The organism is Escherichia fergusonii ATCC 35469 (assembly GCF_000026225.1).
GTDB lineage: Bacteria > Pseudomonadota > Gammaproteobacteria > Enterobacterales > Enterobacteriaceae > Escherichia > Escherichia fergusonii.
In genome coordinates, this window is the sequence record NC_011740.1 from 3528528 (window position 1) to 3547775 (window position 19248).

Sequence of the window (19248 nt, forward strand, 5' to 3'; positions counted from 1 at the left end):
TATGATTTATATTTCCGCCGTCGGCATGATCAACGCCCTGGGAAATAACCTTGATGAGATCGCAGCCAACCTGACTCGTGGTTCCGCTCCCGGCATGCGCCCACGCGCAGGCTGGTTGCAGGGGCATCCGCAGACGGTCCTGGCTGGCGTGGATGGCGAGCTTCCGCTTATCCCGGAAAAATTCGCTGCGCACCGCTCGCGCAACAATCAGGTCCTGCTGGCGGCGCTGGCGCAGATCCAGCCGCAGGTTGATGACGCTATCGCGAAATATGGCCGCGAGCGCATCGCGATTGTGCTTGGCACCAGCACCTCCGGCCTGCATGAAGGTGACACGCACGTTAACCTGCGCACCCACGGGCAGCCAAGCACCACATGGCACTATGCACAACAAGAACTCGGCGATCCGTCGCGTTTTCTCAGCCACTGGCTGGCGCTCGACGGCCCGGCATATACCCTTTCAACCGCCTGCTCTTCCAGCGCCAGAGCGATGATCAGCGGGCGCAGGCTTATCGAAGCGGGGCTGGTCGATGCTGCCATTGTGGGTGGCGCAGACACCCTGAGCCGGATGCCGATTAACGGTTTTCACAGTCTCGAATCGCTGTCGCCAACCTTATGTCAGCCGTTCGGCCGTGACCGTGCGGGCATCACCATTGGCGAAGGCGCGGGGCTAATGCTGCTGACCCGTGAACCGCAGCCCATCGCGTTGCTGGGCGTTGGTGAATCGAGCGACGCTTACCATATTTCGGCCCCGCATCCGCAGGGCGAAGGGGCAATCCGCGCTATTAACCAGGCGCTGACCGATGCGCAGCTTACGCCAGATGACGTCGGCTATATCAACCTGCACGGCACCGCCACACAACTCAACGATCAGATTGAATCAATAGTGGTTAACGCCCTGTTTGGCGAACGCGTACCGTGCAGCTCCACCAAACATTTGACCGGACACACGCTGGGCGCGGCGGGCATTACCGAGGCGGCAATCAGTATGTTGATCTTACAGCGTGATTTACCGCTGCCCGCTCAGGACTTCAGCCTGTCGCCACGCGATCCCACGCTACCACCGTGCGGCATTATCGAAAAACCACAGCCGCTGGCACGTCCGGTGATCCTGTCCAATTCTTTCGCCTTTGGCGGCAATAACGCCAGCATTCTGCTCGGGAGGGTTTCGTGAGCCACTATTTATCACCCGGCGCTTATCTGCCCCACGATGCGCCCATGTTGCTGCTGGAAGAAGTGGTGAGCGTCAGCGATGACAGCGCCGTGTGCCGCGTGACGGTTTCGCCCAGTGGTGTACTGGAACCGTTTCTCGACCCGGACGGCAATCTCCCTGGCTGGTTTGCCCTTGAACTGATGGCGCAAACCGTCGGCGTCTGGTCTGGCTGGCATCGCCACCAGCAGGGCAAAAACAGTATTGAGTTAGGGATGGTACTGGGCGCGCGTGAATTGCTTTGCGCCGCTGGCATTCTGCCCGCAGGCCAGACGCTGACCATTACCGTCAAACTGCTGATGCAAGATGAACGCTTCGGTAGTTTTGAGTGCAGCATCAACGACGGCGAGGCAACGGGCCGCATTAACACCTTCCAGCCGACCGCGGAAGAACTTACCACCCTGTTTTAACAAGGAGCGTCCTGATGAGTCGTTCAGTTCTGGTTACTGGTGCCAGCAAAGGCATTGGTCGCGCCATCGCCTGCCAACTGGCGGCAGACGGCTTTAATATTGGCGTTCACTATCACCGTGACGCCGCAGGCGCTCAGGAAACGCTGAATACCATTGTCGCCAACGGTGGTAACGGGCGTTTGCTCAGTTTCGACGTCGCAAACCGCGAACAGTGTCGGGAAGTGCTGGAGCACGAGATCGCGCAACACGGTGCCTGGTACGGCGTGGTTAGTAACGCCGGGATCGCCCGCGATGCCGCTTTTCCGGCTTTAAGCGATGACGACTGGGATGCGGTGATCCACACCAACCTCGACAGTTTCTACAACGTCATTCAGCCGTGCATTATGCCGATGATCGGCGCACGCCAGGGTGGACGCATCATCACGCTGTCCTCGGTTTCCGGCGTAATGGGCAATCGCGGCCAGGTGAACTACAGCGCTGCCAAAGCCGGAATTATCGGCGCAACAAAAGCACTGGCTATCGAACTCGCGAAGCGCAAAATCACCGTCAACTGCATCGCGCCGGGGCTTATTGATACCGGGATGATCGAAATGGAAGAGAGCGCTCTGAAAGAGGCAATGTCGATGATCCCCATGAAACGCATGGGCCAGGCGGAAGAAGTTGCCGGGCTTGCCAGCTATTTAATGTCTGATATTGCGGGTTACGTCACCCGCCAGGTTATTTCCATCAACGGAGGGATGTTATGACACGTCGCGTAGTGATTACAGGAATGGGCGGCGTGACTGCCTTTGGTGAAAACTGGCAGGACGTTTCTGCACGCTTACTGGCGTATGAAAATGCGGTGCGCAAAATGCCGGAGTGGCAGGTCTATGATGGTCTGCATACCCTGCTTGGCGCGCCTGTTGATGATTTCACGCTGCCGGAGCACTACACCCGCAAGCGTATCCGTGCGATGGGCCGCGTGTCGCAAATGTCGACCCGTGCCAGCGAGCTGGCGTTAGAGCAGGCAGGGTTGATTGGCGATCCGATATTAACCAGCGGTGAAACGGGCATTGCGTACGGTTCATCGACCGGCAGTACCGGTCCGGTGAGCGAGTTCGCCACCATGCTGACGGAAAAGCACACCAATAACATCACTGGCACCACCTATGTGCAGATGATGCCGCACACCACCGCCGTTAATACCGGGCTATTTTTTGGCCTGCGCGGACGGGTGATCCCAACCTCCAGCGCCTGTACCTCCGGCAGCCAGGCGATCGGCTACGCGTGGGAAGCCATTCGTCACGGTTATCAAACGGTAATGGTTGCTGGTGGCGCCGAAGAGTTATGCCCTTCAGAAGCGGCGGTGTTTGATACGCTTTTCGCCACCAGCCAGCACAATGACGCGCCGAAAACCACGCCGTCGCCGTTCGATGAAAACCGCGACGGGCTGGTGATTGGCGAAGGCGCAGGCACGCTCATTCTCGAAGAACTGGAGCACGCCAAAGCGCGCGGCGCGACCATTTACGGTGAAATCGTTGGCTTTGCCACCAACTGCGACGCGGCACATATTACCCAGCCTCAGCGTGAGACCATGCAATATTGTATGGAAAAATCGTTAAAAATCGCCGGGTTAAGTGCAAGTGATATCGGCTATATTTCGGCGCATGGTACGGCGACTGATCGTGGTGATGTAGCAGAAAGCCAGGCGACGGTAGCAATTTATGGCGATAACGTACCGATCTCCTCGCTTAAAAGTTATTTTGGGCATACCCTTGGTGCCTGCGGAGCACTCGAAGCCTGGATGAGCTTACAAATGATGCGTGAAGGCTGGTTTGCGCCTACGCTAAATTTGAGCCAGCCAGATGCGAACTGCGGTGCGCTGGATTACATCATGGGTGAAGCCCGCAAGATTGATTGTGAGTTTTTGCAGAGTAACAACTTTGCCTTTGGTGGCATTAATACCTCCATCATCATAAAACGTTGGCCCTGATATGTATCGAATCGTTCTGGGAAAAGTATCGACCTTAAGCGCAGCGGCACTGCCATCCGCGCTTATCGAGCAGGCACCGCAGGGTGCCCGCCGTGCACGCTGGCTTGCTGGCCGTGCACTGCTTTCCCATGCGCTTTCGCCACTGCCAGAAATTGTCTATGGCGAACAGGGCAAACCCGCCTTTTCCCCGGAGACTGCACTCTGGTTTAACCTCAGTCATAGCGGCGACGATATCGTGTTGTTGTTAAGCGATGAAGGCGAAGTCGGTTGCGATATCGAAGTCATCCGTCCGCGTGCACAATGGCGTTCGCTGGCGAATGCGGTGTTCAGCCAGGGCGAACATGAGGAACTGGAAGCAGAACATCCCGATCACCAACTCATGGCGTTCTGGCGTATCTGGACGCGAAAAGAAGCCATCGTTAAACAGCGTGGCGGCAGCGCCTGGCAAATTGTCAGCATCGACAGTACACAACAATCGGCGCTCTCAGTCAGCCATTGTCAGTTTGGTTCATTGATCCTCGCAGTCTGCACGCCCACACCATTTGCTCTTACTCATAACGTTCTACAGCAGGTAGAATCACTGTAATTCCTCTCTGACTGACCTGAACAATAAGGTGTAACTCAGATGCAACGTGTCACCATTACTCTCGATGACGATTTACTGGAAACGCTGGATAACCTGAGTCAGCGCCGTGGTTACAACAACCGCTCGGAAGCCATCCGCGATATTTTGCGCGGCGCCCTGGCGCAAGAAAGCACTCAACAGCACGGTACTGAGGGTTTTGCGGTTCTCTCTTATGTGTATGAGCATGAGAAGCGTGATTTAGCCAGCCGTATCGTCTCGACCCAGCACCATCACCACGATCTCTCTGTTGCCACGCTGCATGTACATATCAATCACGACGATTGCCTGGAAATCGCCGTGCTGAAAGGTGACATGGGCGACGTACAACATTTTGCCGATGACGTTATTTCCCAGCGCGGCGTACGGCACGGGCATTTGCAGTGCTTACCGAAGGAAGATTGAGTGAATTAGAGATCCTTTATTAAGTGATTAATAAAGGATCTCATTACAATTAACATGAAAGAGCACCGCAATAGAAAAAAGTTTACAGGGAAGACGCACGTTTATGGAAATAATCGATAAAAATAAAAAAAGAAGAGAGAACAGAGAAACTTTTTTGTATGCAAAATATAAAGCCTATACCCTTAATCAACTGATTCCTCTTTTATTTAAAAAAAATAGTCTTACACGGCAGGCTGCCATTTTTCGATTACAAATAATTGGAACAGATGAGGTTTTTACCTTTGCTGTTAATCTTTGTCAGTCAGAAGGTAAACAGGAAAGAAAGACAGGAATATCCATTCTAAGTCAACTTTCGATGTCTCCCGAGCACCTGACTCAATCTTTTAATTTAGTCGAAGCGTTATTAGAAAAGGAAACGTCCGCTAACGTAAGAGCTGCTGCGGTTAATGCAATAGGCCATTTTTGCAGAAGAAACCCATCATTCAACAGCCGGGCACCAGAACTACTGACTCGAACAACATATGATAAATCGGTCAATACACGTTGCGCGACTGCGGCAGCGCTATCTGAAATAAATAACATAAAAGCCATTCCGCTGCTCTTATCGTTACTTAACGACAGCAACGGAGATGTGAGAAATTGGGCTGCATTCTCTGTTAATACAAACGAATATGATTCGAAAGAGATACGAGAGGCATTCGTCAAAATGCTTTCAGATGATCATGAACATGCCAGGCTAGAGGCTATTTTTGGATTAGCTGAAAGAAAAGATAGTCGTGTGGTAAAAACAATAATTAATGAGTTAGAGAAAGATATAATTTTTGACGAACTTATTGTTGTCGCGGGAGATTTAGGGAGTAAAAGATTCCTTCCTGTTCTTAAAAAATTATTGTCTGAATTTAATGATGAAAAAACCATTGGGAAAATAAAAATAGCAATACAAAAAATTACAAGTCCCTATGAATTTTAAAACTTCATAAATATTTATGGATTTTTTTCATATATCTCTTAGAACACACCCAATAACGCAGTCATTGGGCAATGTTCTGTGCAGGTCGAAAGAATATAGACTGGAATCATCATGCTTAAAGGGGACACGGGCATTTGCAGTGCCTGCCGCCCCCTACCCACGCGCCGTTATTTCCTGACGGCGCAGTAAATTCCTGCCAAATATCGACTCACGTCACATTTTTTTGATCACGATTTGGTCCCTCAAAATGTGAGACGCTTCGATCCTCTTTTTCTCCCGTTCACCTACTATACGCTTGAAGTTGTCCATGATTGTCCATAGACAACTGTAAATGTTCAGGTGCGCGCCATGAAATCATTAAGTAAGTCGTCACAAATACCGCTCTATCAACAAGTGGTGGAGTGGATAAGAGAAAGTATTTATACCGGGGATCTGGTGGAAGACGATCGCATTCCTTCGGAATACCAGATTATGGATATGCTGGAAGTGAGTCGGGGAACCGTTAAAAAAGCAGTCGCCCAACTGGTAAAAGAAGGCGTGTTGATACAGGTCCAGGGGAAGGGAACATTTGTCAAAAAAGAGAACGTGGCATATCCGTTAGGTGAAGGATTATTGTCATTCGCGGAATCGCTGGAAAGCCAGAAAATACATTTTACCACTGAAGTTATTACGTCACGGATTGAACCGGCTAATCGTTATGTGGCAGAGAAATTAAGAATAACGCCCGGTCAGGATATTCTTTACCTTGAACGTTTACGTTCGATTGGTGATGAAAAAGCGATGCTGATAGAGAACCGTATCAATATTGAGCTATGCCCCGGCATCGTGGAAATCGATTTTAATCAACACAATTTATTTCCAACAATAGAAAGTTTGTCGCAAAGAAAAATTCGTTACTCGGAAAGTCGCTATGCCGCGCGATTAATTGGTAATGAACGCGGTCATTTTTTAGATATCAGTGAAGATGCACCCGTTTTGCATCTGGAGCAGTTAGTCTTTTTCTCCCGAGAGTTACCCGTTGAGTTTGGCAACGTCTGGTTAAAAGGCAATAAATATTATCTTGGCACCGTGCTGCAACGGCGGGAAGTGAGTTAAGTACACTTTTTTAAGAGGAATAAAATGCAAGGCATACAGTTTCAGGAAAATTATATTCAACGACTTCCGGCAGGGTTAAGCGTTGAACAGATCATCCGTCAGTTAGCGCAACCGTTGGTTGCCGCCGAGCTGGTGGTCCCTGATTTTGCCGATCACGTACTGGAACGTGAGGCGACGTACCCAACGGGGCTGCCTACCGAACCACCGTGCGTCGCCATTCCGCACACGGACCATAAACATGTCCGGCACAATGCAATTGCCGTCGGTATTTTGCCAGAGCCGGTAGAGTTTGCCGATATGGGCGGCGACCCTGATCCCGTGCCTGTCAGGGTGATTTTTTTGCTCGCCTTAAGCGAAAGTAACAAACAATTAAATGCCCTGGGCTGGATTATGGAGATGATTCAGGATACGCCCTTTATGCGCGCCCTGCTTACGATGGAAACAACAGAAATACACACAGTAATCTTAAACAAAATGAAAGAACGAGGTGAAATATGAGTCAAACCATTTTATTTGTCTGCGCCACGGGTATTGCCACATCCACGGCGGTAACAGAAAAAGTCATGGAATATTGTAAAGAGCACGGTCTTAACGTCAATTATTCCCAAACCAACGTTGCCTCTTTACCTGGAAATACTGACGGCGTAGCACTGGTAGTCTCAACGACTAAAGTGCCTTATGAACTCGACGTCCCGGTGGTTAACGGCTTGCCGATTATTACCGGTATTGGCGAAGAGAAAGTACTGGCGCAAATTGTTTCGATCCTTAAAAAGTAATTAATAATAATTAATTTCAACCCACTCCATCAGGCGCTAACGCGAGGTGCGCTCTCGCCTGAAAAAGAGGTTTATTATGAACGATATCGCGCATACCCTCTATAATATTGTGCAATATATATTGGGATTTGGCCCGACGGTAATGTTGCCGTTGGTGTTATTTATTCTTGCTCTCTGTTTTAAAGTAAAACCCGCTAAAGCCTTACGTTCGTCATTAACAGTCGGCATTGGTTTTGTCGGTATTTATGCCATTTTCGATATTCTTACCAGCAATGTCGGGCCTGCGGCCCAGGCGATGGTTGAACGCACCGGAATTAATTTACCGGTGGTGGATTTAGGCTGGCCGCCGCTTTCCGCTATTACATGGGGTTCCCCAATTGCCCCATTTGTTATTCCCCTGACCATTCTGATTAACGTGGCGATGCTGGCGTTAAATAAAACCCGCACCGTTGACGTAGATATGTGGAACTACTGGCATTTTGCCCTTGCTGGTACGCTGGTTTATTACAGCACCGGCAGCCTGTTCTTTGGTTTGCTGGCGGCGGCGATTGCCGCAGTGGTGGTGCTAAAACTCGCCGACTGGTCTGCGCCACTGGTACAAAAATACTTTGGCCTGGAAGGGATCTCATTGCCGACGCTCTCTTCGGTGGTGTTCTTCCCGGTCGGTCTGCTGGTCGACAAAATCATCGACCATATCCCTGGCCTCAATCGTATTCATATCGACCCGGAAACCGTACAGAAAAAGTTTGGCATCTTCGGCGAACCGATGATGGTTGGCACTATTCTGGGCATTCTGCTCGGCGTAATTGCCGGATACGATTTCAAAAAAGTCTTGCTGCTTGGCATCAGCATTGGCGGTGTGATGTTCATCCTGCCACGCATGGTACGCATTCTGATGGAAGGTTTATTACCGCTGTCTGAAGCCATTAAAAAGTATCTCAATGCCAAATACCCTGACCGTGACGATCTCTATATCGGCCTGGATATCGCCGTTGCCGTAGGTAACCCGGCGATTATCTCCACCGCCCTGCTGCTGACGCCAATCTCGGTCTTTATCGCGTTTGTCCTTCCGGGTAATGAAGTCCTGCCGCTTGGCGACCTTGCCAACCTGGCGGTAATGGCGTCGATGATCGCTTTAGCCAGCCGTGGCAATATTTTCCGCACCGTTCTGGCGGCGATTCCGGTGATTATTGCCGACCTGTGGATTGCTACCAAAATCGCGCCGTTTATTACCGGAATGGCGAAAGACGTTAACTTCAAATTTGCCGAAGGCTCCAGCGGCCAGGTTTCCAGTTTCCTTGATGGCGGTAACCCGTTCCGCTTCTGGCTGCTGGAAATCTTCAACGGCAATCTCATCGCCATTGGTCTGGTGCCGGTTATCGCCCTGGTACTGTATGGCATTTTCCGAATGACGCGGAGCACGGTTTATGCCTGATAACAGCGCAGCTATCGTTATCGATATTGGCACCACCAATTGCAAAGTCACCTGCTTTTCCTGCCTGGACGCAACGACGTTGGGCGCGCATAAATTCGTGACGGCAAAACAGATCTCCCCACAGGGCGATGTCGATTTCGATATCGACGCCCTCTGGCAGGAGGTCCGCCAGGCGATAGCACAACTGAACGCCGCTTCGCCGCTGCCAGTCAGGCGGATCAGCATTGCCAGTTTTGGCGAGTCAGGCGTGTTTCTTGACGAGCATGGCGAGATCCTGACGCCAATGCTGGCATGGTATGACCGTCGCGGTGAAGAGTTTCTGGCTACACTTAGCGAGGCAGACAGTGCGGCACTTTATGACATTTGCGGATTACCGCTGCACAGCAATTACTCTGCCTTCAAAATGCGTTGGTTGCTGGAACATTACCCACTGCGTAATCGCCGCGGCCTGCACTGGCTACATGCGCCGGAAGTACTGCTCTGGCGGCTGACCGGCGAACAGCGCACGGATATCACCTTAGCCAGCCGCACGCTGTGTCTGGACGTGCGCAAAGGCGAATGGTCAGCGAAAGCGGCGGCGTTGTTACACGTTCCCTGTTCGGCATTTGCGCCATTGGTGCAGCCAGGCGAACACGCCGGATGGGTCAGCGAGTCGCTCTGCAAAACGCTTGGGTTCTCGCAACCGGTCAGCGTGACGCTGGCCGGACATGACCATATGGTGGGTGCACGGGCGTTGCAGATGATGCCGGGCGATATCCTTAACTCGACGGGGACCACAGAAGGCATTCTGCAACTGGATACACAACCGACGCTGGATGAACAGGCCAAACGTGACAAGCTGGCAAACGGCTGTTATTCGCTTGCAAACCAGTTCACCCTGTTTGCGTCGCTGCCCGTGGGCGGTTTCGCTCTGGAGTGGCTGCGTAACACGTTCCGGCTAACCGATGAGGAGATCGCCGCATCACTTACTCGCGGACATGCGGATTACCTGGCGGGGAACTGGTCGCTCGATGACATTCCCCTCTTTATTCCACATCTTCGCGGTTCGGGTTCGCCCTATAAAAATCGCCATACCCGTGGATTATTTTATGGGCTTAGCGATACGTTAAATATTGACATGTTAATTGCCAGCGTCTCACTGGGATTAACCATGGAATTTGCCAACTGCTTCGCCTGTTTTAATGTGCCTGGCACCAGCGCGTTAAAAGTAATCGGCCCGGCAACCCATAATCCCCTTTGGCTGCAATTAAAGGCGGATATTTTACAGCGTCCGGTTGAGGCAATTGCATTTAACGAGGCGGTTTCTGTCGGAGCATTATTAACTGCCGCACCGGATATTCCACCGCCGCAAGTTACCATAGCCCAACGTTTGTTACCGAATCGGGCGAGATACCATCAATTACAGCGTTATCAGCACAAATGGAAAAGCTGGTATCAGTTGAAATTACAGCAAGAAGGCGTGATGCCATTACACCATCGGGAGGAGCACTATGTTGAGTAAAACCGTGGAGGTCAGAAACAGTACTGGCCTGCATGCACGTCCGGCGGCTTGTCTGGTGAAAGCCGCCAAAAAGTTTAGCTGTAAAGTGACGCTGCATTATGAGGGTAATGATATTAATGCCACCAGCATGATGAATATTATGCGCGCCGGAATAAAAGGCGGCAAAACGGTGGAAATACGCTGCGAAGGCGATGATGAAAATGAGGCAATACAAACTCTCACCGCCTTATTTCGTGACCGCTTCGGTGAAGCTGAATAATTAACTGATATTAAAAGATGAGGTTTTCAAATGCCATTAGTTAATGGACGGATACTGCTCGACCGCATTCAGGAAAAACGGGTATTAGCGGGCGCGTTTAATACCACCAATCTGGAGACGACGATTTCAATTTTAAACGCCATTGAGCGTTCAGGATTACCCAACTTCATTCAGATTGCGCCCACCAATGCACAACTCTCGGGATACGATTACATTTATGAAATCGTGAAACGTCACGCCGATAAAATGGATGTTCCGGTCAGTCTTCATCTGGATCACGGGAAAACTCAGGAGGATGTTAAACAGGCGGTGCGCGCGGGCTTTACCTCGGTCATGATTGACGGTGCCGCATTCTCTTTTGAAGAGAATATCGCTTTCACCCAGGAAGCTGTCGATTTCTGTAAATCCTATGGCGTACCGGTTGAAGCGGAGCTGGGGGCGATTCTCGGCAAAGAAGATGATCACGTCAGCGAAGCCGATTGCAAAACGGAACCGGAAAAGGTGAAGACCTTTGTCGAGCGCACCGGTTGCGACATGCTGGCAGTTTCTATTGGCAACGTTCATGGCCTGGACGATATACCGCGTATCGATATCCCCCTGCTGAAGCGCATTGCCGAAGTCTGCCCGGTGCCGCTGGTTATTCACGGCGGCTCCGGTATCGCCCCGGAGATATTGCGCAGCTTTGTTAATTATCGCGTCGCTAAAGTAAATATCGCCAGCGATCTGCGCAAAGCGTTTATCACCGCCGTCGGCAAAGCGTATGTGAATAATCACAACGAGGCGAATCTGGCACGAGTGATGGCATCAGCAAAAAACGCCGTCGAGGAAGATGTGTATAGCAAAATCCTGATGATGAATGAGGGTCATCGGTTGGTTAAATAAATCCTCGCCGGATGCGGCGTAAAACAACTACAATTCAATAAATTGTACCGATGCGTAGACCCTATAAGCTTACGCATCGGGCAACTGTATTTACGCCATTGTCCCAATCGTCTTCCTGAATCGCAGCAACGCGATGGTGAAAAACGCGCCGCCAATTGCCATCAACGTCAGGAACTGCGGCCAGACGATTTCGAATCCGGCACCCCGGTAGAGGATGGCCTGCGCAAGGCTAACAAAGTGTGTCGTCGGCATGGTCAGCATAATGTCCTGCACCATCTGCGGCATACTTTCGCGCGGCGTGGAGCCACCGGAAAGCATTTGCAGCGGCAGCAGCACCAGAATCACAAGCAGCCCCAGTTGCGGCATTGAACGCGCTATCGTCCCCATAAAAATGCCGATTGACGTGGTGGCAAACAGACTGAGCGCCACGCCAAGCATAAACAGCGGGATCGAGCCTTCAATCGGTACGCCCAGCACGCCTTTTACCATCAGCACCAGCGATAATCCCGATACCACCAGCACCACCAGCCCCATCGACCAGACCTTCGCCATCATGATCTCAAACGGCTTTATCGGCATCACCAGTAAGTGTTCCACCGTGCCGTGTTCACGCTCGCGGATCAGCGCCGATCCGGTCAGTACAATCGCCAGCATGGTAATGTTGTTGATGATCGCCATCACCCCGCCAAACCACGCGGGATCGAGGTTCGGATTAAAGCGCATGCGGGTTTCCAGCGATACCAACGGTTCGCTGTTATCACGGTAGCGCGCGACAAAGCTGTTCACTTCACCGTTGATAATATTCTGGATATAACCGTTGCCAGTGAATGCCTGGCTCATGCGCGTGGCATCGACGTTCACCTGAATATCCGGCTGGCGTCCTGCGAGGACATCACGCTGAAAATTAGGCGGAATATTTATCGCGAAGGTATAGCGCCCGGCGTCCAGCCCGGCATCCATCTCATCGGCGGTGATCATCTCCGGGGGCAAAAACCACGGGCGGTAGAAGCTGTTAACGATCCGGTTCGATAACTGCGATTGATCCATATCGGCAATAGCGATCGGTGCCAGGTTCAACGATCCTGGCGTGACGGTCGCTGATGAATAAACCGACACCGTAAACGAGAAAATAATCAGCGTCAGCATCGCTTTATCACCAAGCAGACTGCGCAACTCTTTGATACCCAGATTAAAAATATTGCGTAAATGGCGCATCATCCCTCCTGTTTTTTCAGCAGCAGGATGCTTAAGCCCATCACCAGTGGAATGGCTATCAGCAACGGGATAAAAAGTTGCCATAAATCCGTCAGATCCAGCGCTTTCGAGAACGTTCCGCGGGCGATAGTCAGAAAATGACTGGTCGGGTAAACCTCGCCGATCCAACGTCCTGGACCTTCCAGCGAAGCTACCGGATCGATCATCCCGGAAAACTGCGTCGCCGGAATCAACGTGATAATCGCCGTACCGAAAATGGCGGCAATCTGGCTTTTCATAAAAGTAGAGATCAGCAGCCCCATTCCGGTGGCAATGATGATATACAGCAACGCCGCCAGGGTGAGCGTCAGGAAACTGCCTTTATGCGGCACGCCAAACACAAACACCGACAGGGCGCAGAGCAGGAAAAAGTTCAGCATTCCCAGCCCGATGTACGGTAGCTGTTTGCCAAGTAAAAATTCGCTGCGGGTGGTGGGGGTAACGTAAAGGTTGATAATCGACCCCAACTCTTTTTCCCGTACCACGCTAAGGGCGCTTAACATCGACGGAATCATCATCAGCAACAGTGGGATCACCGCCGGAACAATCGCTGGCAGGCTTTTTACGTCCGGGTTATAGCGATAGCGTGTCTCAATATTCATCAGCCCGCTTTGGCTCGCGGGCGTGGATTGCCGACTCGCCACATCCTGTAACCAGCTCTGGTGCATGGCCTGCACGTAACCTTTTACCGTTTCGGCGCGACTCGGCATCGCACCGTCGATCCAGACACCGAGTTCCACAGGCGTACCACGCGCGATATCGCGCCCGAAATTGGGTGGAATCTCAATCGCCACGGTGATATCGCCCGCACGCATCCGGCGATCAAGCTCGTCATAACTGGTGAGCGGCGGCTGCTCGATAAAGTAACGGGAACCGGAGAGATTGAGCGTCCACGCCTGGCTACTGACGGTCTGGTCGCGATCAAGCACCGCAAAGCGCAGGTTTTCCACATCCATACTGATGCCGTAACCCATTATCAGCATCAGGATCACCGTTCCCATCAGCGCCAGCGTCGAACGTACCGGATCGCGGCGCAGTTCCAGTGCTTCGCGACGGCTGTAGCTAAACAGACGTCGCAGGCTAAATCCCTGACGCGGCGCGTGGGTGGTATCATGTACCACAGGCGGCGCTTCGGCTTCGTTGCTCTGCCCTGCCGCTTCCTGCAAATAGGCGATAAAAGCCTCTTCCAGGCTGGCGGCTCCGCGTTTCTCAACCAGTTCCTGCGGTGTACCGCTGGCGAGCACTTTTCCGGCGTGCATCAGTGAGATGCGGTCGCAGCGTTCCGCTTCGTTCATAAAGTGGGTGGAGATGAAAATGGTCACTTTGTCCTGGCGCGAAAGATCCACCATTAACTGCCAGAACATATCCCTCGCCACTGGATCGACGCCAGAAGTAGGCTCATCGAGGATTAACATTTCCGGGCGATGAATCACCGCCACCGCCAGCGAAAGCCGCTGGCGAATGCCGAGCGGCAATGACTCCGGCAGAACATCCTCAACGTCGTTGAGCTTAAAACGCTCGCTCATTTCAGCCACTCGCGCGGGAATTTCCGCTTCCGGGATGTGAAACAAACGGGCATGTAACTCCAGGTTTTGCCGCACGGTGAGCTCGTTATAGAGCGAAAACGCCTGCGACATATAGCCCACCCGACGGCGGGTATCGATATCTTTTGGATCAACCGGTTGCCCGAACAGCCACGCCTCACCTTCGCTGGCAGGCAGCAGTCCAGTAAGCATTTTCATGGTGGTGGATTTACCGCAGCCGTTCGAACCAAGGAATCCAAAAATCTCCCCACGTGGAATGCGGAAATTGACGTGATCAACGGCAACGAAGGAACCAAAACGCATGGTCAGATCGCGTGCTTCGATGGCAATGTCTGCTTTTTCAGATTGATACGGTGGGATCACTACCGCCTGATGCGCCTGGCGTTGCGCTTGCGGTAACAGATTTATAAATGCTTCTTCCAGCGTGGCGCTTTGCGTTTGCTGCCGCAGTTCTTCGGCGCTGCCAGTCGCCAGCACTTCTCCGGCATTCATCGCTACCAGCCAGTCGAAGCGTTCCGCCTCTTCCATATAGGCGGTGGCAACCAGCACGCTCATATTGCTCTGCCGCTGGCGAATGCTATCGATCAGATCCCAGAACTGGGCGCGGGAGAGCGGGTCAACCCCCGTCGTAGGCTCATCAAGAATCAACAGTTCCGGGTCGTGGATTAACGCACAGCACAGCCCCAGTTTTTGCTTCATCCCGCCGGAGAGTTTCCCTGCCGGACGATCGCGAAACGGTGCTAAACCGGTGCTGGTCAGCAGTTCATTAATTCGTACTTCCCGCTCTGCTTTGTCGTGACCGAACAGGCGGGCGAAAAAATCGACGTTTTCATACACCGACAAGGTGTGGTAGAGGTTTTTGCCCAGTCCCTGCGGCATCCAGGCAATGCGCGGGCAGACGTCACGGCGATGCCTCGGGTCGCGCATATCGCCGCCCAGCACGATCACGTTGCCCTGCTCAATGACGCGGGCACCGGAAATCAGTGACAACAAACTCGACTTCCCGACGCCGTCCGGGCCAATCAGCCCAACCATGCAGCGGGCCGGAATATCGAGAGTGATATTGTTCAGCGCAACAGTTTTTCCATAATGCTGGCTCACGCCCGCCAGTTGCGCGACAGGCGGGACGGGAACCAGTTCCAGATGCGTCATTGCGGCAACCTCACCGCAAGGTCGTCAGGCCACGGAAGTTCTTCATTCACCCGCACCCACGCCACGCCCGGCAAACCGGTTTTGACATATTCCAGATGCTGCTGGAGTAATTCCGGTGGGATACGCGCTTTGACGCGGAACATCAGTTTCAGCCGCTCATCGCTGGTTTCGACGGTTTTTGGTGTGAACTGGGCGACGCTGGCGACAAAGCTGATGGTCGCCGGAATACGCAGATCTGGCGCGGCATCGAGGATCAGCCGGGCTTCGCCGCCCAGTTTCAGCGTACCCGCCTGTTCGGTTGGCAGGAAGAAGGTCATATAGACGTCGCTGAGATCGACCATATTCAGCACCCGACCGCCTGCCGCCAGCACTTCCCCTGGCTCGGCAACCCGATACTGCACGCGTCCGTCACGCGGGGCTTTCAGTTCGCTGTCATCGATATCTGCGGCAATGCGCCGTTCAGTGGCTTGCGCGGCTTCGACGCGCGTTTGCGCCTGAATGATATTGGTACGTGCCGCTTCTATAGCCGCTTTAGAAGCCGAAACCTGGGCTTTTGCCGATTCCAGCGCAGCACGGGCGCTTTCGGCGGCGGCACGGTCGTCGTCCAGCTGTTGCGCAGAAATAGCCCCTCGATGGGCCAGTGAGCGAGAGCGCGTATGACGTTTGGCCACAGAGTCCAGTTCGGCCTGGCGTTGATTAACCAGTGACTGCGCGGCACGAGTTTCACTTTGCCGTTGCTCCAGCAAAGCCTGCGCGGCGGCAACGGCACTTTGTGCCTCTTTGATTTGCGCGATAGCTTCCAGTCGCTGTTCCTGCAACACGCGAGTATCCATCTTCGCCAATACTTCACCTTCACGAACAAACTGGCCTTCTTTCACCAGAATGGTGTCGATACGCCCGGCAATTTTGCTGGCGATATCCACTTCCGTCGCTTCAATACGCCCATTGCTGACGGCAAAGCCTTCCGGCACACCCGCCGGGCGCAACAGCCACCACGCCACGACAGCAGCCACCGCCAGTAACCCGACAACCCACCACGCCAGATGGCGCTTACTCTTATCCATAATCGACCCGCCATAATCCCTGTAAGCAAACGACGCGTGTTACAACTGCCGCCGAACGACGTTCAGCGGATTCATCCATCCGGGATAAGAAGGAAACGGCAAATACGACCAGCGCACAGAGCATTGAGCGCCAACGGGGAAGGCTTAGTGAAAACGGGTAGTAATGTTGTCATCATCAGCATTCCTGGCCGTAAATGAAACACGCATACTCATAATTGAAATCAATTAAATACTAACAGTTATATTCATGTTGTCTATTTGATTGCCATCAGCTTGTGATACATGGCGATGTTCTGCATTTTTATGCTCTTTGCCGCCTAAAAATGCCTTCACCTGTTATCAGATAATGGTGTCTGTTTTTTTACACAAAAGAATATGACTATCACATGGCGTTATTATCCCTTTTGAAACCAAACACATATCGGATATGTCGTTAAGATGCTGCTACTTAAAGGATGAATTAGATGAAAAAAGACAGCGACTTAAATAATTTAATCTTCATCATAGATCATATAAAGTAACAATTAATGAGAGACATTCAGAATTCATCTTAGGATAAATATTTATTTATCAGCATTAATTCTCCTCCAGGACTTGACACTCAGGGCAATAAATCAAGCTATAGTAAAGTTACTTTTTACATTTAGTGGTATCTCATTGTTATATTTAACTGACTAAAAATACTACTGATACGCTTTCTGATATTAGCAGAAGGTAAACATGGAGTTTAAAATGAACATATACATCGGATGGCTATTCAAGTTAATTCCTTTAGTTATGGGTATAATATGTATTGCGTTGGGTGACTTTGTATTATCAGGTTCCGGGCAAAGTGAATATTTTGTGGCGGGGCATGTTCTTATTTCACTTTCTGCAATATGTCTGGCATTATTCACTACTGCATTTATTATTATTTCGCAGCTAACGCATGGTGTGAATAAGCTCTACAATACCCTTTTTCCTGTTATCGGTTACGCTGGATCTGTTGCAACTATGATTTGGGGATGGTCACTGCTGGCAAGTGATAATGTCATGGCCGATGAATTTGTTGCCGGGCATGTTATTTTTGGTGTTGGAATGATTGCCGCTTGTGTATCGACTGTAGCCGCCTCCTCCGGTCATTTTCTGTTGATCCCGAAAAATGCTGCGGGCAGTAAGAGTGATGGTACGCCGTTGCAGGCTTATTCTTCACTCATTGGCAACTGTCTGATTGCCGTGCCGCTACTTCTGACCGTCTTTGGTTTTATATGGTCCGTTACTTTACTGCGAAGTGCTAATATCACACCACATTACGTTGCAGGCCATGTCCTATTGGGATTAACGGCAATTTGTGCCTGTCTCATTGGACTGGTTGCCACTATTGTTCATCAAACACGTAATACCTTCTCGGAAAAAGAGCATTGGTTGTGGTGCTATTGGGTTATTTTACTTGGCACACTGACGGTTATTCAGGGGATCTACGTTTTAGTCAGTTCTGATGAAAGTGCCAGACTGGCTCCCGGTATTATTCTTATTTGTCTGGGAATGATCTGCTACAGTATTTTCTCCAAAGTATGGTTATTGGCGCTGGTATGGCGACGCACATGCGCTTTAGCCAATAGAATACCCATGATTCCGGTATTTACCTGTCTGTTTTGCCTGTTCCTGGCTGCATTCCTTGCTGAAGTGGCGCAAGTCGATATGGCTTATTTTATTCCTTCGCGAGTACTGGTCGGCTTAGGTGCGGTATGTTTCACCCTGTTCTCTATTGTTTCGATATTAGAAGCAGGTTCTGCAAAAAAATAATATTTGCCGCCGGATTGTGCTATTAAGCCAACCCGGCGAACACATTAACAATTACCGTCAAACAGGTGACACGAAGTTCCTTAAATAAAGGTGATAAACACTGGGAAATATTCCAGTAATTGTCACAATGCTTATTTTGCTACTGTGTAGAAATAATAAAACTGTGCCCTTAAATCAGGAAAAGACTTTAAAGTTGTACCATTGCGCCTGTTTAACTATACAACAAAAAGTGAAGTACACATTAATCTATGTGGTAACAGTATCTATAACCCTACTCTTTTGATGCTCATTCCAGGGTTCGTCTGGTTAATGGAGATTAACCTGCACTGAGGCTAACAAAACTGGTCTGACGCCTCTACTCATTCTCCCCCCTGATGTCTGTTATCTCTTTCTATCTTCTGGCTATGCCCGTCATGACAAATGTTTATAAGATGATGCAAAGCATACAACCACAGAATTAATTATCGGATTTTGTATTCCATAACTGATTTGGGGACAATTAGCGATCTTATGTAGCCAGGAACAAAGTGTCTGACCGAAAATATATTCTTCTCACGCCTTGTTTAATTGGATTAAAAAGTCATCAGTATCTTCATCGAAAGAATAGGTTTTACTAATTGAAATCATTACTATTTTTCATAAAATCACAACGCTATCTTATATATTTAACATTAATTTTATAGTGCGAAATTTGCATAAATCTATCTTTCTGACTATATCATCTAATACAAAAGAACTAGTCCATTAAAATAAGACAGGACTTACAAATTAAAATCCAGCTCTCTGCGCCGCACGTAATTAATCGTGTCTAAAAAAATTCATCCAGGATGATGTATGGCATCGCTCGTCTGAAATTTAGACCTGGGCTAGTTGAAAACAGCTAATACGAGAGCAAATATCATCAGGAGTGAAGAA

General features: G+C 50.8%; 19 protein-coding genes. 15 read left to right on the forward strand and 4 right to left on the reverse strand.

Going from position 1 to position 19248, the window contains the following annotated elements:
• The first annotated feature begins 1 nt into the window (after position 1).
• The 14 genes from EFER_RS17395 (at position 2) to EFER_RS17460 (ending at position 11534) form a co-directional block, all read left to right on the forward strand.
• Positions 2-1171, forward strand: a complete 1170-nt coding sequence (locus tag EFER_RS17395) for a beta-ketoacyl-[acyl-carrier-protein] synthase family protein (RefSeq protein WP_024256547.1) — start codon at positions 2-4, stop codon at positions 1169-1171.
• Positions 1168-1617 (forward strand): ApeP family dehydratase, encoded by a 450-nt coding sequence (locus tag EFER_RS17400; protein ID WP_000020252.1) that lies wholly within the window; start codon positions 1168-1170, stop codon positions 1615-1617. The genes EFER_RS17395 and EFER_RS17400 overlap by 4 nt, the downstream gene beginning before the upstream one ends.
• Before the next feature lie 14 nt (positions 1618-1631).
• On the forward strand, positions 1632-2363 hold the full coding sequence (locus EFER_RS17405; protein ID WP_000091663.1) for a 3-ketoacyl-ACP reductase FabG2: 732 nt from the start codon (positions 1632-1634) through the stop codon (positions 2361-2363).
• Entirely contained in the window at positions 2360-3589 is a 1230-nt protein-coding gene (locus EFER_RS17410) for a beta-ketoacyl-ACP synthase (RefSeq protein ID WP_000198471.1), read from the forward strand. Before EFER_RS17405 ends, EFER_RS17410 begins: the two co-directional genes overlap by 4 nt.
• Before the next feature lies 1 nt (position 3590).
• Entirely contained in the window at positions 3591-4175 is a 585-nt protein-coding gene (acpT, locus tag EFER_RS17415) for a 4'-phosphopantetheinyl transferase AcpT (RefSeq protein WP_000285758.1), read from the forward strand.
• Positions 4176-4214: 39 nt separating this feature from the next.
• The gene (gene nikR / locus EFER_RS17420) at positions 4215-4616 is read left to right on the forward strand and encodes a nickel-responsive transcriptional regulator NikR (RefSeq protein WP_001190054.1); all 402 of its coding nucleotides are present in this window, start codon (positions 4215-4217) and stop codon (positions 4614-4616) included.
• 103 nt (positions 4617-4719) lie between these two features.
• Positions 4720-5586, forward strand: coding sequence for a HEAT repeat domain-containing protein (locus EFER_RS17425; protein ID WP_000402507.1), 867 nt, complete (start codon positions 4720-4722; stop codon positions 5584-5586).
• Positions 5587-5934: 348 nt separating this feature from the next.
• A complete protein-coding gene (locus EFER_RS17430) occupies positions 5935-6681 on the forward strand; it encodes a GntR family transcriptional regulator (protein ID WP_001329803.1) in 747 nt (248 codons plus the stop codon).
• A 24-nt stretch (positions 6682-6705) separates the two neighbouring features.
• Positions 6706-7179: a PTS sugar transporter subunit IIA gene (locus EFER_RS17435; protein ID WP_001161649.1), complete on the forward strand. Its 474-nt coding sequence runs from the start codon at positions 6706-6708 to the stop codon at positions 7177-7179.
• On the forward strand, positions 7176-7457 hold the full coding sequence (locus EFER_RS17440) for a PTS sugar transporter subunit IIB (protein WP_000084021.1): 282 nt from the start codon (positions 7176-7178) through the stop codon (positions 7455-7457). Before EFER_RS17435 ends, EFER_RS17440 begins: the two co-directional genes overlap by 4 nt.
• A gap of 76 nt (positions 7458-7533) precedes the next feature.
• A complete protein-coding gene (locus EFER_RS17445; RefSeq protein WP_001302220.1) occupies positions 7534-8892 on the forward strand; it encodes a PTS galactitol transporter subunit IIC in 1359 nt (452 codons plus the stop codon).
• Entirely contained in the window at positions 8885-10393 is a 1509-nt protein-coding gene (locus tag EFER_RS17450; protein WP_002432831.1) for an FGGY-family carbohydrate kinase, read from the forward strand. Before EFER_RS17445 ends, EFER_RS17450 begins: the two co-directional genes overlap by 8 nt.
• Positions 10383-10652 (forward strand): HPr family phosphocarrier protein, encoded by a 270-nt coding sequence (locus EFER_RS17455; RefSeq protein WP_000949583.1) that lies wholly within the window; start codon positions 10383-10385, stop codon positions 10650-10652. The genes EFER_RS17450 and EFER_RS17455 overlap by 11 nt, the downstream gene beginning before the upstream one ends.
• 30 nt (positions 10653-10682) lie before the next feature.
• On the forward strand, positions 10683-11534 hold the full coding sequence (locus EFER_RS17460; RefSeq protein ID WP_001131787.1) for a class II aldolase: 852 nt from the start codon (positions 10683-10685) through the stop codon (positions 11532-11534).
• A gap of 90 nt (positions 11535-11624) precedes the next feature.
• On the opposite strand, the gene EFER_RS17465 is transcribed toward EFER_RS17460, so the two are convergent.
• The 4 genes from EFER_RS17465 to yhiY all read right to left on the reverse strand — a co-directional run bounded on the left by EFER_RS17465 (position 11625) and on the right by yhiY (position 16724).
• The gene (locus EFER_RS17465) at positions 11625-12749 is read right to left on the reverse strand and encodes an ABC transporter permease (RefSeq protein WP_002431784.1); all 1125 of its coding nucleotides are present in this window, start codon (positions 12747-12749) and stop codon (positions 11625-11627) included.
• Complete coding sequence (rbbA, locus tag EFER_RS17470; protein ID WP_000149117.1) at positions 12749-15484, reverse strand: ribosome-associated ATPase/putative transporter RbbA; 2736 nt, start codon at positions 15482-15484, stop codon at positions 12749-12751. Before rbbA ends, EFER_RS17465 begins: the two co-directional genes overlap by 1 nt.
• Positions 15481-16548: an HlyD family secretion protein gene (locus EFER_RS17475; protein ID WP_000361504.1), complete on the reverse strand. Its 1068-nt coding sequence runs from the start codon at positions 16546-16548 to the stop codon at positions 15481-15483. The genes rbbA and EFER_RS17475 overlap by 4 nt, the downstream gene beginning before the upstream one ends.
• Before the next feature lie 71 nt (positions 16549-16619).
• On the reverse strand, positions 16620-16724 hold the full coding sequence (yhiY, locus tag EFER_RS24640; protein ID WP_213054493.1) for a hypothetical protein: 105 nt from the start codon (positions 16722-16724) through the stop codon (positions 16620-16622).
• A gap of 556 nt (positions 16725-17280) precedes the next feature.
• Between yhiY and EFER_RS17480 the strand changes: the two genes are divergently transcribed.
• Positions 17281-18333, forward strand: coding sequence for a DUF2776 family protein (locus EFER_RS17480; RefSeq protein ID WP_015953802.1), 1053 nt, complete (start codon positions 17281-17283; stop codon positions 18331-18333).
• The last annotated feature ends 915 nt before the right edge of the window (positions 18334-19248 follow it).

What these genes read in the sequence shown, in the direction of transcription:
- EFER_RS17395 (WP_024256547.1), top strand. Translation starts at nt 2, where the DNA reads ATGATTTATATTTCCGCCGTCGGCATGATCAACGCCCTGGGAAATAAC.
- EFER_RS17405 (WP_000091663.1), top strand. Translation starts at nt 1,632, where the DNA reads ATGAGTCGTTCAGTTCTGGTTACTGGTGCCAGCAAAGGCATTGGTCGC.
- EFER_RS17410 (WP_000198471.1), top strand. Translation starts at nt 2,360, where the DNA reads ATGACACGTCGCGTAGTGATTACAGGAATGGGCGGCGTGACTGCCTTT.
- acpT (WP_000285758.1), top strand. Translation starts at nt 3,591, where the DNA reads ATGTATCGAATCGTTCTGGGAAAAGTATCGACCTTAAGCGCAGCGGCA.
- nikR (WP_001190054.1), top strand. Translation starts at nt 4,215, where the DNA reads ATGCAACGTGTCACCATTACTCTCGATGACGATTTACTGGAAACGCTG.
- EFER_RS17425 (WP_000402507.1), top strand. Translation starts at nt 4,720, where the DNA reads ATGGAAATAATCGATAAAAATAAAAAAAGAAGAGAGAACAGAGAAACT.
- EFER_RS17430 (WP_001329803.1), top strand. Translation starts at nt 5,935, where the DNA reads ATGAAATCATTAAGTAAGTCGTCACAAATACCGCTCTATCAACAAGTG.
- EFER_RS17435 (WP_001161649.1), top strand. Translation starts at nt 6,706, where the DNA reads ATGCAAGGCATACAGTTTCAGGAAAATTATATTCAACGACTTCCGGCA.
- EFER_RS17440 (WP_000084021.1), top strand. Translation starts at nt 7,176, where the DNA reads ATGAGTCAAACCATTTTATTTGTCTGCGCCACGGGTATTGCCACATCC.
- EFER_RS17445 (WP_001302220.1), top strand. Translation starts at nt 7,534, where the DNA reads ATGAACGATATCGCGCATACCCTCTATAATATTGTGCAATATATATTG.
- EFER_RS17450 (WP_002432831.1), top strand. Translation starts at nt 8,885, where the DNA reads ATGCCTGATAACAGCGCAGCTATCGTTATCGATATTGGCACCACCAAT.
- EFER_RS17455 (WP_000949583.1), top strand. Translation starts at nt 10,383, where the DNA reads ATGTTGAGTAAAACCGTGGAGGTCAGAAACAGTACTGGCCTGCATGCA.
- EFER_RS17460 (WP_001131787.1), top strand. Translation starts at nt 10,683, where the DNA reads ATGCCATTAGTTAATGGACGGATACTGCTCGACCGCATTCAGGAAAAA.
- EFER_RS17465 (WP_002431784.1), bottom strand. Translation starts at nt 12,749, where the DNA reads ATGCGCCATTTACGCAATATTTTTAATCTGGGTATCAAAGAGTTGCGC.
- rbbA (WP_000149117.1), bottom strand. Translation starts at nt 15,484, where the DNA reads ATGACGCATCTGGAACTGGTTCCCGTCCCGCCTGTCGCGCAACTGGCG.
- EFER_RS17475 (WP_000361504.1), bottom strand. Translation starts at nt 16,548, where the DNA reads ATGGATAAGAGTAAGCGCCATCTGGCGTGGTGGGTTGTCGGGTTACTG.
- yhiY (WP_213054493.1), bottom strand. Translation starts at nt 16,724, where the DNA reads ATGATGACAACATTACTACCCGTTTTCACTAAGCCTTCCCCGTTGGCG.
- EFER_RS17480 (WP_015953802.1), top strand. Translation starts at nt 17,281, where the DNA reads ATGAACATATACATCGGATGGCTATTCAAGTTAATTCCTTTAGTTATG.